General features: G+C 61.0%; 15 protein-coding genes. 14 read left to right on the top strand and 1 reads right to left on the bottom strand.

All coding sequences use genetic code 11. From position 1 onward, the window contains the following. The first annotated feature begins 12 nt into the window (after positions 1–12). The 14 genes from AC1DE4_RS23430 to AC1DE4_RS23365 all read left to right on the top strand — a co-directional run bounded on the left by AC1DE4_RS23430 (position 13) and on the right by AC1DE4_RS23365 (position 14,832). The gene (locus AC1DE4_RS23430; RefSeq protein WP_018855754.1) at positions 13–792 is read left to right on the top strand and encodes a succinate dehydrogenase iron-sulfur subunit; all 780 of its coding nucleotides are present in this window, start codon (positions 13–15) and stop codon (positions 790–792) included. A gap of 223 nt (positions 793–1,015) precedes the next feature. Further along, a complete protein-coding gene (locus AC1DE4_RS23425; RefSeq protein WP_026371592.1) occupies positions 1,016–1,525 on the top strand; it encodes a protease inhibitor Inh/omp19 family protein in 510 nt (169 codons plus the stop codon). Positions 1,526–1,573: 48 nt separating this feature from the next. Next, positions 1,574–2,737 (top strand): cell division protein ZapE, encoded by a 1,164-nt coding sequence (gene zapE / locus AC1DE4_RS23420; protein ID WP_113471984.1) that lies wholly within the window; start codon positions 1,574–1,576, stop codon positions 2,735–2,737. A 180-nt stretch (positions 2,738–2,917) separates the two neighbouring features. Next, positions 2,918–3,880: a malate dehydrogenase gene (gene mdh, locus AC1DE4_RS23415; protein WP_112655582.1), complete on the top strand. Its 963-nt coding sequence runs from the start codon at positions 2,918–2,920 to the stop codon at positions 3,878–3,880. A gap of 40 nt (positions 3,881–3,920) precedes the next feature. Continuing rightward, on the top strand, positions 3,921–5,114 hold the full coding sequence (gene sucC, locus AC1DE4_RS23410; RefSeq protein WP_477883313.1) for an ADP-forming succinate--CoA ligase subunit beta: 1,194 nt from the start codon (positions 3,921–3,923) through the stop codon (positions 5,112–5,114). Between the two features lie 18 nt (positions 5,115–5,132). Continuing rightward, on the top strand, positions 5,133–6,038 hold the full coding sequence (sucD, locus tag AC1DE4_RS23405) for a succinate--CoA ligase subunit alpha (protein WP_112655586.1): 906 nt from the start codon (positions 5,133–5,135) through the stop codon (positions 6,036–6,038). Positions 6,039–6,199: 161 nt separating this feature from the next. After that, positions 6,200–9,184: a 2-oxoglutarate dehydrogenase E1 component gene (locus AC1DE4_RS23400; protein WP_018855748.1), complete on the top strand. Its 2,985-nt coding sequence runs from the start codon at positions 6,200–6,202 to the stop codon at positions 9,182–9,184. Between the two features lie 12 nt (positions 9,185–9,196). Further along, positions 9,197–9,514: a YciI family protein gene (locus AC1DE4_RS23395; protein ID WP_026371591.1), complete on the top strand. Its 318-nt coding sequence runs from the start codon at positions 9,197–9,199 to the stop codon at positions 9,512–9,514. 29 nt (positions 9,515–9,543) lie between these two features. Continuing rightward, positions 9,544–10,788, top strand: a complete 1,245-nt coding sequence (odhB, locus tag AC1DE4_RS23390) for a 2-oxoglutarate dehydrogenase complex dihydrolipoyllysine-residue succinyltransferase (protein WP_018855746.1) — start codon at positions 9,544–9,546, stop codon at positions 10,786–10,788. Between the two features lie 51 nt (positions 10,789–10,839). After that, positions 10,840–11,391 (top strand): hypothetical protein, encoded by a 552-nt coding sequence (locus tag AC1DE4_RS23385; RefSeq protein ID WP_026371590.1) that lies wholly within the window; start codon positions 10,840–10,842, stop codon positions 11,389–11,391. After that, positions 11,388–12,140 carry an SDR family oxidoreductase gene (locus tag AC1DE4_RS23380; RefSeq protein ID WP_018855744.1) on the top strand — a complete coding sequence of 251 codons (753 nt, stop codon included), beginning with the start codon at positions 11,388–11,390 and terminating at the stop codon, positions 12,138–12,140. The genes AC1DE4_RS23385 and AC1DE4_RS23380 overlap by 4 nt, the downstream gene beginning before the upstream one ends. A 20-nt stretch (positions 12,141–12,160) precedes the next feature. Next, on the top strand, positions 12,161–12,799 hold the full coding sequence (locus tag AC1DE4_RS23375) for a LysE family translocator (RefSeq protein WP_169681385.1): 639 nt from the start codon (positions 12,161–12,163) through the stop codon (positions 12,797–12,799). A gap of 26 nt (positions 12,800–12,825) precedes the next feature. Further along, complete coding sequence (lpdA, locus tag AC1DE4_RS23370; protein WP_018855742.1) at positions 12,826–14,232, top strand: dihydrolipoyl dehydrogenase; 1,407 nt, start codon at positions 12,826–12,828, stop codon at positions 14,230–14,232. A gap of 96 nt (positions 14,233–14,328) precedes the next feature. Further along, positions 14,329–14,832: a cytochrome b gene (locus tag AC1DE4_RS23365; protein WP_026371589.1), complete on the top strand. Its 504-nt coding sequence runs from the start codon at positions 14,329–14,331 to the stop codon at positions 14,830–14,832. Here AC1DE4_RS23365 and AC1DE4_RS23360 read toward each other — a convergent pair. After that, complete coding sequence (locus AC1DE4_RS23360) at positions 14,829–15,908, bottom strand: TraB/GumN family protein (RefSeq protein WP_018855740.1); 1,080 nt, start codon at positions 15,906–15,908, stop codon at positions 14,829–14,831. The genes AC1DE4_RS23365 and AC1DE4_RS23360 overlap by 4 nt on opposite strands. Positions 15,909–15,915 lie beyond the last annotated feature (7 nt).

The following is a 15,915-nucleotide window of genomic DNA, read 5'->3' as shown; positions in this document are numbered from 1 at the left end:
AAGGAACCGGACATGGTTGAACTCGCTCTTCCCAAGAACTCCCAGATCCGCGAAGGCAAGGTATGGCCGAAGCCAGCGGGCGCGAAGAACACTCGCGAATTCCGCGTCTACCGCTGGAGCCCGGATGACGGACAGAACCCGTCGATCGACACCTTCTATATCGATGTCGACGATTGCGGTCCGATGGTGCTCGACGGTCTGCTCTACATCAAGAACAAAATCGACCCGACGCTGACGCTGCGCCGTTCCTGTCGTGAGGGCATCTGCGGCTCCTGCGCGATGAACATCGACGGCACGAATACGCTCGCCTGCACCAAGGGTCTCGACGACATCAAGGGCGCGGTGAAGATCTATCCGCTGCCGCATCTGCCTGTCGTCAAGGACCTGGTCCCGGATCTCACCAACTTCTATGCCCAGCACCGCTCGATCGAGCCATGGCTGAAGACGGTTTCGCCGACGCCGGCCAAGGAATGGAAGCAGAGCCATGAGGACCGCCAGAAGCTCGACGGCCTCTACGAGTGCATTCTCTGCGCTTGCTGCTCGACTTCCTGTCCGAGCTACTGGTGGAACGGCGACCGCTACCTCGGTCCGGCCGTTCTCCTGCAGGCTTACCGCTGGCTGATCGACAGCCGCGACGAAGCGACCGGCGAGCGTCTCGACAATCTCGAGGATCCGTTCCGTCTCTATCGCTGCCACACGATCATGAACTGCGCGCAGACCTGCCCGAAGGGCCTGAACCCTGCCAAGGCAATCGCCGAAATCAAGAAGATGATGGTCGAGCGTCGTGTTTGATCAATCCAGCAAAAGGGCCGCGGATGCGGCCCTTTTCTTTATCCGCTCGCGAAGCCTTAATCTGTCCGGGATTGCGCCAAATTTGTCTCGGCGTTACGGCGTTGCTCCCACATCGACACAATTTCTCCTCGCGCTGGCTTGATTCAGTACAGCCTTTCAAGATAATTCCGCCGTGATTGCGCGGCAACTTCAGGGCAATACTGGAAAAATCAGGAGTATGATGATGCAGTTCAGACATATGGCGACAGGTCTCGTGGTTATTCTGTCGTTAGCTGGCTGCCAGCGCACCGCCTATGACAATGCAAGCTTTAGCCAGCCGGCGCCGCTGACGGCCCAGCCGGTTCCTTCGGTTCAGGGCGGACAGCTTCCGCCGCCTTCCGGTGCTTCCCAATTCCCGGCCGCTCCAACGGCCACGGCGCCAGTCGCCGGCGGCCAGCCCGGCGCGATGGCTGCGAATGCGATGGATGTCACGAAGGAATCGATGGTCGGCAGCTGGCGCGTCAACGGCTCCTGCGACATGTTCCTGACGCTCACCAATCTCGGCAGCGGCTCGCGTGGCGGTACGCGCGGCTGCGTCGGCGAACTGACGGCGATGGGCTCCTGGGAAGTTTCAGGCAAGCAGGTTATCCTGAAGGACCGCAGCGGCAACCAGATCGGCAGCGTCTACAAGACCGCCGACAACGCTTTCAGCGGCCAGACCAATACCGGTCAGCCGATCAGCCTCAGCCGTTAAAAGATCCGGCGGCGAAGGCCGCCGATCCTGCATAGGCGGACCTCCTTTATGCAACCCATGCCAGACTACACCCTGAGCGTCAGTGAACAATTGAAGTCGCTGACGGCTTCGGGCGCGCTTCAAATCGATTCAGCCCAGATGCACGTGGCGAAATGCCTGGATCGGGTACTGTCGGGGTTGAAGCAGCGGCGGCCGGCGGCAAAGGCAAGCGCTCTCGGCTGGTTGTTCGCCAACAAGAAGAAGCCGGCGGAAGCAGTCAAGGGACTCTACATTCATGGCAGCGTCGGCCGCGGCAAGACGATGCTGATGGATATGTTCTTCGGCATGGCGCCTTGCGCGAAGAAGCGGCGCGCGCACTTCCACGAATTCATGGCCGACGTGCACAACCGCATCGCGGCACACCGGCTGAAGCTCAAGCAGGGCGAGACCAAGCAGGCCGATCCCATTCCGGTCGTTGCTGCTGCCCTCTATGACGAAGCCGAACTGCTGTGCTTCGATGAGTTTACCGTGACTGACATCGCCGACGCGATGATCCTGTCGCGGCTGTTTTCCGAACTTTTCCGGCGCGGGTGCCTGCTGGTCGCGACCTCCAATGTCGAGCCCAACAACCTCTACAAGGACGGCCTCAATCGGAGCTTGTTCCTGCCCTTCGTCGATCTCCTGAAGCAGAACGTCGAGATCGTGACACTGGACTCGCCGACTGACTACCGGATGGAGAAGCTCGACAGCCAGCCGGTCTATCTGACGCCGATCGATAACCGGACCGACATGGCCATGGATGCATCCTGGATGCAGGCGCTTCACGGCCGAAAGGCGCAGCCGCTGGAGATTCCGATGAAGGGGCGGTCGATCCACGTGCCGCTGGCAGTTGATCGGCTGGCGCGGTTTTCGTTCGCTGATCTCTGTGAAAAGCCGTTGGGTGCCGCGGACTTTCTGGCCATTGCCGAACGTTTCGACGCCATCTTCATCGATCACGTGCCGCTGCTGGGGCCAGACAAGCGAAACCAGATCAAGCGCTTCATCATCCTGATCGATACACTTTACGATCATGCGGTACGGCTCTATGTCTCCGCTGCGGCGATGCCTGAAAACTTGCTGACACAGGCGCGTGGCACCGAAGGCTTCGAATTCGATCGTACTGTCTCGCGACTTTTCGAAATGCGCAGTTTGGAATATCTTGCATTGCATCACGAGCGGCGGGCCGCGGAGTAACGTTCTGGCGACAAATAATCTTACGTTTACGTAAGAATTTTATGATCTAAACGATTGAAATTCCTTGCTCAAAAATAATCATTTGCCATTTTTTGGCTTTGGAGCTATGCGATTGCGGCATTGGGCGATGCCCCCTCCGCGCGTCGCCTGACGAATTTTGATCGCAAAGGAAACAGCGAAATGGCGCGTAACAAGATCGCACTCATTGGTTCTGGCATGATTGGTGGCACGCTGGCGCATCTCGCCGGCCTGAAGGAACTGGGTGACATCGTTCTCTTCGATATCGCCGACGGCATTCCTCAGGGTAAGGGCCTCGACATCGCTCAGTCCTCTCCGGTCGAGGGCTTCGACGCCAACCTGACGGGCGCCAGCGACTATTCGGCGATCGAGGGTGCTGATGTCTGCATCGTCACCGCCGGTGTGCCGCGCAAGCCGGGCATGAGCCGCGACGACCTTCTCGGCATCAACCTCAAGGTCATGGAACAGGTCGGCGCCGGCATCAAGAAGTATGCCCCGAACGCTTTCGTCATCTGCATCACCAATCCGCTCGACGCGATGGTCTGGGCGCTGCAGAAGTTCTCCGGCCTTCCGGCCAACAAGGTCGTCGGTATGGCCGGCGTTCTCGACTCGTCGCGCTTCCGCCTGTTCCTGTCCCAGGAATTCAACGTTTCCGTACAGGACGTCACGGCATTCGTTCTCGGCGGCCATGGCGACACGATGGTGCCGCTCGCCCGCTATTCGACGGTTGGCGGTATTCCGCTGACGGATCTCGTCACGATGGGTTGGGTCACCAAGGAACGCCTCGAAGAAATCATCCAGCGTACCCGTGACGGGGGTGCCGAAATCGTCGGCCTGCTGAAGACCGGCTCGGCCTACTATGCGCCGGCTGCTTCCGCGATCGAAATGGCCGAGTCCTACCTCAAGGACAAGAAGCGCGTCCTGCCTTGCGCAGCACAGCTGACTGGCCAGTACGGCGTCAAGGACATGTATGTCGGCGTTCCCACTGTTATCGGTGCCGGCGGCGTCGAGCGCGTCATCGAGATCGACCTCAACAAGGCCGAAAAGGAAGCCTTCGACAAGTCGGTCGCTGCTGTCGCCGGTCTTTGCGAAGCCTGCATCAACATTGCGCCTGCGCTGAAGTAATCAGACCGCGCGCTGACGCAATCCAAACAGGAATAGATCCATGAATATTCATGAATATCAGGCCAAGGCTCTGCTGAAGGGCTATGGCGCGCCGGTCGCAAAAGGTGTGGCGATCCTCAAGGTCGAGGAAGCCGAAGCTGCCGCCAAGTCGCTTCCGGGCCCGCTTTATGTGGTCAAGAGCCAGATCCATGCCGGCGGCCGCGGCAAGGGCAAGTTCAAGGAACTCGGCGCCGACGCCAAGGGCGGTGTTCGTCTCGCCAAGTCGATCGACGAAGTCGTTGCTCACGCCAAGGAAATGCTCGGCAACACGCTGGTAACGGCGCAGACGGGCGAAGCTGGCAAGCAGGTCAACCGCCTCTACATCGAAGACGGCGCCGATATTGCCCGCGAACTCTATTGCTCGCTGCTGGTCGACCGCTCGGTTGGCCGCGTTGCCTTCGTCGTCTCGACCGAAGGCGGCATGGACATCGAGGCTGTCGCTCACGATACGCCCGAGAAGATCCACACGATCGCTATCGATCCGGAAGCCGGCGTCACCGCGGCTGACGTTGCTGCGATCTCCAAGGCTCTCGAACTGACCGGCGCCGCCGCCGAAGACGCCAAGTCGCTGTTTCCGGCGCTCTACAAGGCATTCGGCGAGAAGGACATGGCTCTCCTCGAGGTTAACCCGCTGATCGTCATGAAGGATGGCCACCTGCGCGTTCTCGACGCCAAGATGTCATTCGACGGCAATGCGCTGTTCCGCCACGACGACGTCAAGGCGCTGCGCGACGAGACCGAGGAAGACGCCAAGGAAATCGAGGCCTCGAAGTGGGATCTCGCCTACGTAGCCCTCGACGGCAACATTGGCTGCATGGTCAACGGCGCCGGTCTCGCCATGGCGACGATGGACATCATCAAGCTCTACGGCAAGGAGCCGGCAAACTTCTGCGACGTCGGCGGTGGCGCCGGCAAGGAGAAGGTCGCTGCAGCCTTCAAGATCATTACGGCTGACCCGAAGGTCGAGGGCATCCTCGTCAACATCTTCGGCGGCATCATGCGTTGCGACGTCATCGCCGAAGGCGTTGTCGCAGCTGTGCAGGAAGTCGGTCTGAAGGTTCCGCTCGTCGTTCGCCTCGAAGGCACCAACGTCGAACTCGGCAAGAAAATCCTCAACGAGTCGGGTCTGGCGATTACGGCTGCCGACGATCTCGACGACGCGGCGAAGAAGATCGTCGCGRCGATCAAGGCCTAATCCGGAAGGACCGAAAGAATGTCTATTCTCGTCAACAAAGACACCAAGGTTCTCGTTCAGGGCCTGACCGGCAAGACCGGTACCTTCCACACCGAACAGGCGCTTGCTTACTACGGTACCAAGATGGTCGGCGGTATTCACCCGAAGAAGGGTGGCGAAACCTGGTCGTCGGGCGTCGACGGTACCTCGCTGCCGATCTTCGCAAGCGTTGCCGAAGCCAAGGAACGGACCGGCGCCGATGCGACCGTGATCTACGTCCCGCCGGCCGGTGCTGCTGATGCGATCATCGAGGCGATCGAGGCCGAAATCCCGTTCATCACCTGCATCACCGAGGGCATCCCGGTCATGGATATGGTGCGCGTCAAGGCCAAGCTCGACAAGTCGAAGTCACGCCTGCTCGGACCGAACTGCCCGGGCATCCTGACGCCGGAAGAGTGCAAGATCGGCATCATGCCGGGCTCGATCTTCCGCAAGGGTTCGGTCGGCATCGTTTCCCGTTCAGGCACGCTGACCTACGAAGCGGTGTTCCAGACATCCAACGAAGGCCTCGGCCAGACGACGGCTGTCGGTATCGGCGGCGACCCGGTCAAGGGCACCGAGTTCATCGACGTGCTGGAAATGTTCCTGGCCGATGAAGCCACGACCTCGATCATCATGATCGGCGAAATCGGCGGCTCGGCTGAAGAAGACGCGGCCCAGTTCCTGATCGACGAAGCCAAGAAGGGCCGCAAGAAGCCGATGGCCGGATTCATCGCGGGCCGTACGGCTCCGAAGGGCCGCACCATGGGTCATGCCGGTGCTGTCGTTTCCGGCGGCAAGGGCGACGCGGAATCGAAGATCGCGGCCATGGAATCGGCTGGCATCAAGGTTTCGCCTTCGCCGGCGCGCCTCGGCAAGACGCTGGTTGAAGTCCTCAAGGGCTAATCCAATCTATAACCCGGGCAACGGTTTTCGCCGCTCGCCCGGGTCTCGACTTTGAAATGGAATGAGCCGCGGACAGGCGGCTATCGACAGATGCGGCAAGCCGGTCGAGTATCCGGCGGAATCACAAGTCAGGAGGCGGACGAAAGCGTCCGCGTGCAACCATGGCACGGCAAGAAGCCAACGAGCAGTTTCAGATTACCTCGTTCCTGGATGGCGCCAATGCTGCCTATATCGAGCAGCTCTATGCGCGCTATGAAGAAGACCCGAGCTCGGTCAACGAGGAATGGCGGTCCTTCTTCAAGGCTCTGGAAGACAATCCGGAAGATGTGAAAAAGGCGGCCAAGGGTGCATCCTGGCGCAAGACGAACTGGCCCCTGCAGCCGAAGAGCGATCTAGTTTCGGCGCTCGACGGCGATTGGGGCACTGTTGAAAAGATCATCGAGACCAAGGTCAAGGGCAAGGCGGAAGCATCAGGCAAGCCGACCGAAGGTGCCGACATCCTGCAGGCGACCCGCGACTCCGTCCGCGCCATCATGATGATCCGCGCCTATCGCATGCGCGGCCACCTGCATGCCAAGCTCGATCCGCTCGGGATCGCAGCACCCGTCGAAGACTACAAGGAACTGTCGCCCGAAGCTTACGGTTTCACGCAGGCCGACTATTCCCGCAAGATCTTCATCGACAACGTTCTCGGCCTTGAATACGCCACCCTTCCCGAGATGATCGAGATCCTCGAGCGCACCTACTGCTCGACCCTCGGCGTCGAATTCATGCATATTTCCAATCCGGAAGAAAAAGCCTGGATCCAGGAGCGCATCGAAGGTCCGGACAAGGGCGTTGCCTTCACCCCGGAAGGCAAGAAGGCGATCCTTGCCAAGCTGGTCGAGGCCGAAGGCTACGAGCAGTTCCTAGACGTGAAGTTCAAGGGCACCAAGCGCTTTGGTCTCGATGGTGGCGAATCGCTCATCCCGGCGCTGGAGCAGATCCTGAAGCGCGGCGGCCACCTCGGCCTTCGTGAAGCCGTATTCGGTATGGCCCATCGCGGTCGTCTGAATGTGCTTTCGCAAGTCATGGGCAAGCCGCATCGCGCGATTTTCCACGAATTCAAGGGCGGTTCCTACGCGCCTGACGAAGTCGAAGGTTCCGGCGACGTCAAGTACCACCTCGGCGCCTCCTCCGACCGCGAGTTCGACGGCAACAAGGTCCACGTCTCGCTGACGGCCAATCCGTCGCACCTTGAAATCGTTGACCCCGTCGTCATGGGCAAGGCTCGCGCCAAGCAGGACATGGGCGCCACCGTCTGGGACGGCGATACCATTCCGCTGTCGGAGCGCGCCAAGGTTCTGCCGCTGCTGATCCACGGCGACGCGGCGTTTGCCGGCCAGGGCGTGATTGCCGAAATCCTCGGCCTGTCGGGCCTGCGCGGTCACCGCGTTGCCGGCACGATGCACGTCATCATCAACAACCAGATCGGCTTCACCACCAACCCGGCCTTCTCGCGTTCGTCGCCCTATCCGTCCGACGTCGCCAAGATGATCGAAGCGCCGATCTTCCACGTCAACGGCGACGATCCGGAAGCAGTTGTCTATGCTGCCAAGATCGCCATGGAATTCCGCATGAAGTTCCACAAGCCCGTTGTGGTCGACATGTTCTGCTATCGTCGCTACGGCCACAATGAAGGCGATGAGCCGTCCTTCACTCAGCCGAAGATGTACAAGGTCATCCGCGCCCACAAGACGGTGCTGCAGATCTATGCGGATCGCCTCGTTGCCGAAGGCCTGCTGACCGATGGCGACGTCGAGAAGATGAAGGCTGACTGGCGCGCGCATCTCGAGCAGGAGTTCGACGCCGGGCAGAGCTACAAGCCGAACAAGGCCGATTGGCTGGATGGCGAGTGGTCGGGCCTGCGCACGGCTGACAACGCCGACGAACAGCGCCGCGGCAAGACCGCCGTTCCGATGAAGACGCTCAAGGATATCGGCCGCAAGCTTTCGGAAATTCCGCAAGGCTTCCATGCACACCGCACGATCCAGCGCTTCATGGAAAACCGCGCCAACATGATCCAGACGGGCGAGAATCTCGACTGGGCGATGGCCGAGGCGCTTGCCTTCGGTTCGCTTGTTGTCGAAGGCCACAAGATCCGCCTTTCCGGTCAGGATTGCGAGCGCGGTACCTTCTCGCAGCGTCATTCGGTTCTCTACGATCAGGAGACGGAAGAGCGCTACATCCCGCTGGCGAACCTGTCGTCCAACCAGGCTCGCTACGAAGTCATCAACTCGATGCTTTCGGAAGAAGCGGTGCTCGGCTTCGAATACGGCTATTCGCTGGCTCGCCCGAATGCGCTGACCCTTTGGGAAGCCCAGTTCGGTGACTTCGCCAACGGTGCGCAGGTCGTCTTCGACCAGTTCGTCTCCTCGGGCGAACGCAAGTGGCTGCGCATGTCGGGTCTCGTCTGCCTGCTGCCGCATGGCTACGAAGGCCAGGGTCCGGAGCACTCCTCGGCCCGCCTCGAGCGCTTCCTGCAGCTTTGCGCCGAGGACAACATGCAGGTTGCCAACGTCACGACGCCGGCGAACTACTTCCACATCCTGCGCCGTCAGCTGAAGCGCGACTTCCGCAAGCCGCTCGTGCTGATGACGCCGAAGTCCCTGCTGCGTCACAAGCGGGCTGTTTCCAGCCTTGCCGAACTCGCTGGCGAGTCTTCCTTCCATCGCCTCCTCTGGGACGATGCGGAGGTCATCAAGGACGGCCCGATCAAACTGCAGAAGGATGCGAAGATCCGCCGCGTGGTCATGTGCACCGGCAAGGTCTACTACGACCTTCTGGAAGAGCGCGAAAAGCGCGGCATCGACGACATCTACCTGCTGCGCGTCGAACAGCTCTATCCGTTCCCGGCAAAGGCGCTCATCAACGAGCTTTCCCGCTTCCGGAACGCCGAGATGGTCTGGTGCCAGGAAGAGCCGAAGAACATGGGCGCATGGTCGTTCATCGACCCGTATCTGGAGTGGGTGCTCGCCCACATCGATGCGAAGTACCAGCGCGTCCGTTACACCGGCCGTCCGGCTGCCGCTTCGCCGGCAACGGGTCTGATGTCCAAGCATCTGTCGCAGCTCGCCGCATTCCTCGAGGATGCGCTGGGCGGTTAAGGGATCGGGGCGATGGCATATTTCTTCTTCAGACTTGTGCCGCCTCGCCCCCGTTTCCCCTACGACGCGACCGGGGAGGAAATGGCCGCGATGAAGCGCCATGCCGCCTACTGGCACCAGAACGCGGAACAGGGATCGGCGATCGCCGTCGGTCCCGTCTTCGAAGGTGAAGGAGGCTGGGGCATGGCAGTCGTCTCGGTGGAGGATCAGCAGGCAGCGCAAGCGCTTGCCGATGCCGATCCGATCATCCAGTCCGGTTACGGTTTTCGCTTCGACATATTGCCAATGCCCTCGATCATTCTCCGGCCGTCAGGAGCCGGAAACGAATAAACGAACACAAGCAAATCAGGATTTGAACAATGGCCACAGAAATCCGCGTTCCAACTCTCGGTGAATCCGTCAGCGAGGCAACCGTCGGTACCTGGTTCAAGAAGGTCGGCGATGCCATCAAGGCCGACGAACCGATTCTCGAGCTTGAAACCGACAAGGTGACCATCGAAGTGCCCGCACCGGCTTCCGGTACGCTGTCCGAGATTGTCGCCCAGGCTGGCGAAACCGTCGGTCTCGGCGCGCTGCTCGGCCAGATCGCCGCAGGCGCTGGTGCCGCCGCCGCCCCGGCTGCTGCTGCTCCCGCCGCCGCCCCGGCAAAGGTAGCCGAACCGGCTGTCGCTGCCGCCGCTGCTCCGGCAGCTGCTGCTTCCGCGATGCCGCCGGCACCGGCTGCCGCCAAGATGCTCGCCGAAAACAACCTGTCGGCCGATCAGATCGACGGCAGCGGCAAGCGTGGCCAGGTTCTGAAGGGCGACGTGATCGCTGCTGTTGCCAAGGGCATCTCCGCCCCGGCTGCCGCTGCCGCTCCTGCCGTTCCGGCTGCCGCCCGCGGCCCGTCGACTGTCGAGGATGCGGCTCGCGAAGAGCGCGTGAAGATGACGCGCCTGCGCCAGACGATCGCCAAGCGCCTGAAGGACGCACAGAACACGGCTGCCATGCTGACCACCTACAACGAGGTGGACATGAAGGCTGTCATGGACCTGCGCGCCAAGTACAAGGACGTCTTCGAAAAGAAGCATGGCGTGAAGCTCGGCTTCATGGGCTTCTTCACCAAGGCTATCACCCACGCGCTGAAGGAACTTCCGGCTGTTAACGCCGAGATCGACGGCACCGACATCATCTACAAGAACTTCTGCCACATCGGCATGGCCGTCGGCACGGACAAGGGCCTCGTCGTCCCTGTCATCCGCGACGCGGACCAGATGTCGATCGCTGAAGTCGAAAAGGAACTGGCGCGTCTCGCAAAGGCTGCGCGCGATGGCTCGCTCTCGATGGCCGACATGCAGGGCGGCACCTTCACGATCACCAATGGCGGCGTTTACGGCTCGCTGATGTCCTCGCCGATCCTGAACGCGCCGCAGTCCGGCATCCTCGGCATGCATAAGATCCAGGACCGTCCGGTCGTCGTTGGCGGCCAGATCGTCATCCGTCCGATGATGTATCTCGCGCTCTCCTACGACCACCGTATCGTCGACGGCAAGGAAGCCGTGACCTTCCTCGTCCGCGTCAAGGAAAGCCTGGAAGATCCGGAGCGCCTGGTTCTCGATCTCTAAGCATTCGACTGGGCCGCGTGAGCGGCCCTTTCCACCTCAGCGGGGCGCGTAATGTCGCTGGCAATCTCCACAGGGCGTATGACCGGGATGCCTCCCTTTGCCAAGGGTAGGGTCTGGGCGTCGCTCGCGTTTTTGCTGGCGCTGCCTGCGACTGCTTTTGGTGCTCCCGATTGCACGCAGGCAAGTGCCGTCTATGCCGACCGCGACGGCGCCTACGAGCTTCGCTTTACGCCGATCAATTCGGAAGCAGCCGCTGCCAGAAACCGGTTCACGCTAAAGGTTCTCAAAACTTCGATCGAGCTGGACGGCTATGTGATGCCGTCCGACGATCCGGAACGCGCCGTCGGTATCCTGATGTTCAACTGCCCTGGCGGCGACGTGACGGGCGCCGATCTGGATGCCTGCACGATCTGGCGGGGCACGGTCTATAGCGTAAACGCCAAGGGCGAAATCGACAATCTGCAGTCCGAAGCCGCGGCAGCCACCGAGAATATCTTTCTGCCGGGTCTCGGCCCGGCGATCCGCCAATCGCAGATATGGGGCAACGACAAGGCGACGGTTGCGCCGTGGGATGTCCTGGCATTCGAGGAGTGCGCGAAATGACACAACGACCCGTCCTTCTCGTTACCGGCGGGAGCCGAGGCATCGGTGCGGCGGTCTGCCGTCTCGCTGCCCGCCAGGGCTGGGACGTCGCCGTGAACTACGCCGCGAACCGCGCCGCTGCCGATGCTATCGTCTCCGAGGTCAAGGCAGAGGGTGGCGACGCCATCGCCATCAAGGGCGATGTCGGCAGCGCGCAGGATATCGTTTCGATGTTTCAGGCCGTCGACAGGCATTTCGGACGGCTGGACGGGCTGGTCAACAATGCCGGCATCGTCGATGCCAAGCAGCGCGTCGACGAGATGAGCGTCGAGCGGCTTGAACGGATGATGCGTGTCAACGTGACCGGTTCGATCCTCTGCGCGGCCGAGGCCGTTCGCCGCATGTCGTCGAACCACGGCGGCAAGGGCGGGGCGATCGTCAACATTTCGTCAATGGCAGCGGTGCTGGGCTCGGCCTCGCAGTATGTCGACTACGCTGCCTCGAAGGCCGCGATCGATACGTTCACCGTGGGCCTGTCCCGCGAGGTGGCGAATGAGGGCGTGCGTGTGAACGCTATCCGTCCCGGCGTCATTGATACCGACATTCATGCATCCGGCGGCCTGCCGAACCGCGCACGCGACCTCGCACCGAGCATTCCGATGCAGCGGCCCGGCACGGCAGAGGAGATAGCCGATGCGGTCCTCTACCTTCTCTCGCCGACGGCTTCCTATATAACGGGCGCCATACTCAACGTCAGCGGCGGCCGTTAGGGCACGGAGACCATATCGCCATGCAATACTTCTTCGAATTTCTCGGCCTCATGGCCGTCTTTTCGATCTTCATCGTCGTACCGGGCGCCGACTTTGCGGTCATCCTGCGCCAGAGCATCGTGCACGGGCGCCGTGCCGCCATGATGACCGGCCTCGGCATGGGCTTCTCGCTGCTCTTTCACATCAGCTACACGATCCTCGGCCTTGGCCTGATCGTCTCCAAATCGCTGATGCTGTTTGCCATGATCAAATGGGCCGGCGTCGCCTATCTCGTCTACCTCGGCATCAAGTCCTTCCGCGAGCCGGGCTTCAACGTGAATGAGATCGAGGTGACGGACGAAGACCGCGCGCCGATCTCGGCGCTGAAATGCCTCGGCATGGGCTTCATCACCAACGCGCTCAATCCGAAGCCGGTCCTGTTCTTCCTGTCCCTCTTCTCGACGCTGGTGCATCACGATACCCCGGCGCTGATCCAGTTCAGCTACGGCATCGGAATGGCCACCGCACTCGTCGCCTGGTTCGCCGGCGTCTCCACTTTCTTCACCGTAAAGCCCATTCGCGACCGCTTCATCGCAAGCGGCAGATGGTTCAACCGTATCACCGGCGCCGCACTGGTCGGCTTCGGTTTCCGCCTCGCGCTCGCCCGCGCGGCTGACTAAGCAAATAACGAAAAGGAAAAGAAACAATGTCCTACGATGTGATCGTTATCGGAACCGGCCCTGGCGGCTACGTCGCTGCCATCAAGGCAGCCCAGCTCGGCCTCAAGGTCGCTGTCGTTGAAAAGCGCGCAACGTTCGGCGGCACGTGCCTGAACGTCGGCTGCATCCCGTCCAAGGCGCTGCTGCATGCCTCCGAAATGTTCCATCAGGCTGGCCACGGCATGGACGCGCTCGGCATCGAGGTCGCTGCTCCGAAGCTGAACCTCGGAAAGATGCTGGCGCACAAGGATGCGACGGTAAAGGCCAACGTCGATGGCGTTGCCTTCCTCTTCAAGAAGAACAAGATCGATGCATTCCAGGGGACCGGCAAGATCGTATCGGCTGGCAAGGTTTCCGTGACTGCCGAAGACGGCAAGGTCCAGGAAATCGAAGGCAAGAACATTGTCATCGCGACCGGCTCCGACGTGGCAGGCATTCCGGGCGTGAAGGTCGATCTCGACGAGAAGGTGATCATTTCCTCAACGGGCGCGATCGCGCTTGAGAAGGTGCCGGAAACGATGATCGTCGTCGGTGGTGGCGTCATCGGTCTCGAGCTCGGTTCCGTCTGGTTGCGCCTCGGCGCCAAGGTCACCGTCGTCGAATATCTCGACACGATTCTCGGCGGCATGGATGGCGAAGTCTCCAAACAGTTCCAGCGCATGCTCGCCAAGCAGGGTGTCACCATCAACCTTAGCTCCAAGGTGACGGGCGTTGAGAAGGGCGGCAAGGGTGCCAAGGTTACCTTCGAGCCGGTCAAGGGTGGCGATGCACAGACGCTCGACGCCGAAGTCGTTCTGATCGCGACTGGCCGCACGCCATACATAGCCGGCCTCGGTCTGGAAGAAGCAGGCGTTAAGCTCGACAATCGTGGCCGCGTCGAGATCGACGGACACTTCCGTACCAACGTGCCTGGTATCTACGCGATCGGCGACGTGGTGAAGGGTCCGATGCTGGCTCACAAGGCTGAAGACGAAGGCGTGGCGCTCGCCGAAATCCTCGCCGGTCAACATGGCCATGTGAATTATGACGTCATCCCGAGCGTCGTCTACACGCAGCCGGAAGTCGCCTCCGTTGGCAAGACCGAGGAAGAGCTGAAGGCGGCAGGCATCGCCTACAAGGTCGGCAAGTTCCCCTTCACCGCGAACGGCCGAGCCCGCGCGATGCTGGCGACCGACGGTTTCGTGAAGATCCTCTCCGACAAGGAAACGGACCGCGTCCTCGGCGGCCATATCGTCGGCTTCGGCGCCGGCGAGATGATCCACGAGATCGCCGTTCTGATGGAGTTTGGTGGTTCCGCGGAAGATCTCGGCCGCACCTGCCACGCGCACCCGACCATGTCGGAAGCGGTTAAGGAAGCGGCTCTCGCCGCCTTCTTCAAGCCGATCCATATGTAATATTAAATTTTCGCAATATGGGATGGGCCGCTTGCTTCACAGCAGGCGGCCCATTTACCTTAGAACGGTTCTAATTGCTGTTTTGAGGATAGATACATGCCTACTGATTCTCGTGATGCATATAGCCTCCCACAGCGATTGCTGCATTGGGTCATGGCGCTCATGATCTTTTTCAACCTGCTCTTTCCGGATGGTATGAACGCTTGGAACCGGACGGTTCGTCATGGTGGCATCCCCTCGGCAGATCAGATCGCGTCTGCCAATGTGCATGCCTATGTCGGCATCGGCATTCTCGTTCTGGCAATCTTTCGCGTTTGCCTGCGCCTTATTCAGGGCGCGCCCGCTGAACCGGCGGCGGAGCCGAAGATATTCCGGATTGGCGCCAAGGTCGCGCATGCAGCGCTGTATCTGCTCATCTTCCTCCTGCCGCTGACCGGCATGATGGCTTACTATCTAGGGATCGATTTTTCCGGCGAGCTTCATGGCGGTATCCTCAAGGCAATCCTCTGGGCTTTGATCGCGGCGCATGTTGCCGGCGCGCTGGCCCACCAGTTCTACTGGAAGACCAATGTTCTCAGGCGCATGACCGTCGGGAGCTAGTTGACGGCCGTCACCGTGAAGCCCTGCTTGCGCAGCAGTTCGATGACGCCGCCTTCGCCGGGAAGATGGAGCGCGCCGACGGCCATGAAGACGTTGCCATTGGCAAGGATCGGGGCTGCTCGCTCGGCCATCACCTTGTTGCGGTCGAGAATGATGCGCTGTTCGAAGGCGGCATAGTCGCCGTCCTCATCCTCGCCGTCGGGCGAGACTGTCTTCAGCATCGGAATGGTCATGCCGATATCGCCGGAGAGGTAGAGATCGGTCATGGTTTCCACCACGTCGTTCATCTTGGAACCCAAGGCCAGCGTCTCGATCAGCGACTTCATGTGGAATTCGGTCGGCAGCTCGGCCATTGCCTGCAGCTGCTCGGCAAGCGTTTCCAGGCCCTTGACCTGCTTGCCCCCAGCAACGGCATCTGCGGCAATCTTCTGATCGAGGAACTGTACGCCCTTCGCCTTGCGGGCCATTTCGCAGCCGGGCAGGGCAACAACGCTTGATATCATCCAGGGGCGCATGCGCGAGACCGCGGCAAGTGGGATGCCGCGCTGCTTCAGGCCTTCCTCCAGACGAACGTAGTCGTCGTGAGACAGAAGCTGTTCAATCGTCGTCCCGTCCGTGAACATCATCAGTTCAGGCTTCATCAGCAGAGCGGCGGAAGCCTTCTTCTCGTCGAGGATCTCGTCGGATTCAATGACGATCGTGTCGGCAGCGTCATGGGCTGCCTGCGTGCGTGGTGGGAGTGTCAGCACGCGCGGATCGGTCACATGCATGCTGCCGAGCAGCCAGGACGGGGCTATCCCCGCCTTCTCGATCTTCCAGAAAATGCCCTTGCCGTTCGGCACGGCATCGGCCTCCTTCACCACTTCGGCGTAGCGGGCGGCATCGCTCTGCTTGAGATCGGTCAGGATATTGTGGCCGGTACAGGCATCCTCGTCGGCCGCTGCGGCGGGGGACACCGAGAACAGCGCAGCGATCAGGGTTGCCGCAAGCAGCATGTGAAAGGCGGCAATCAGCCAGAGCAGGAGATTGCTCGGCGATGCGATGTGCAGGCTGCGGTGGCCGATGGAGATCGTCATGATGGTG

Source organism: Rhizobium sp. 10N414, from assembly GCF_056394785.1.
Note: the sequence above shows the minus strand (reverse complement) of the source record. Positions and strands in the feature narration are given on the sequence as shown.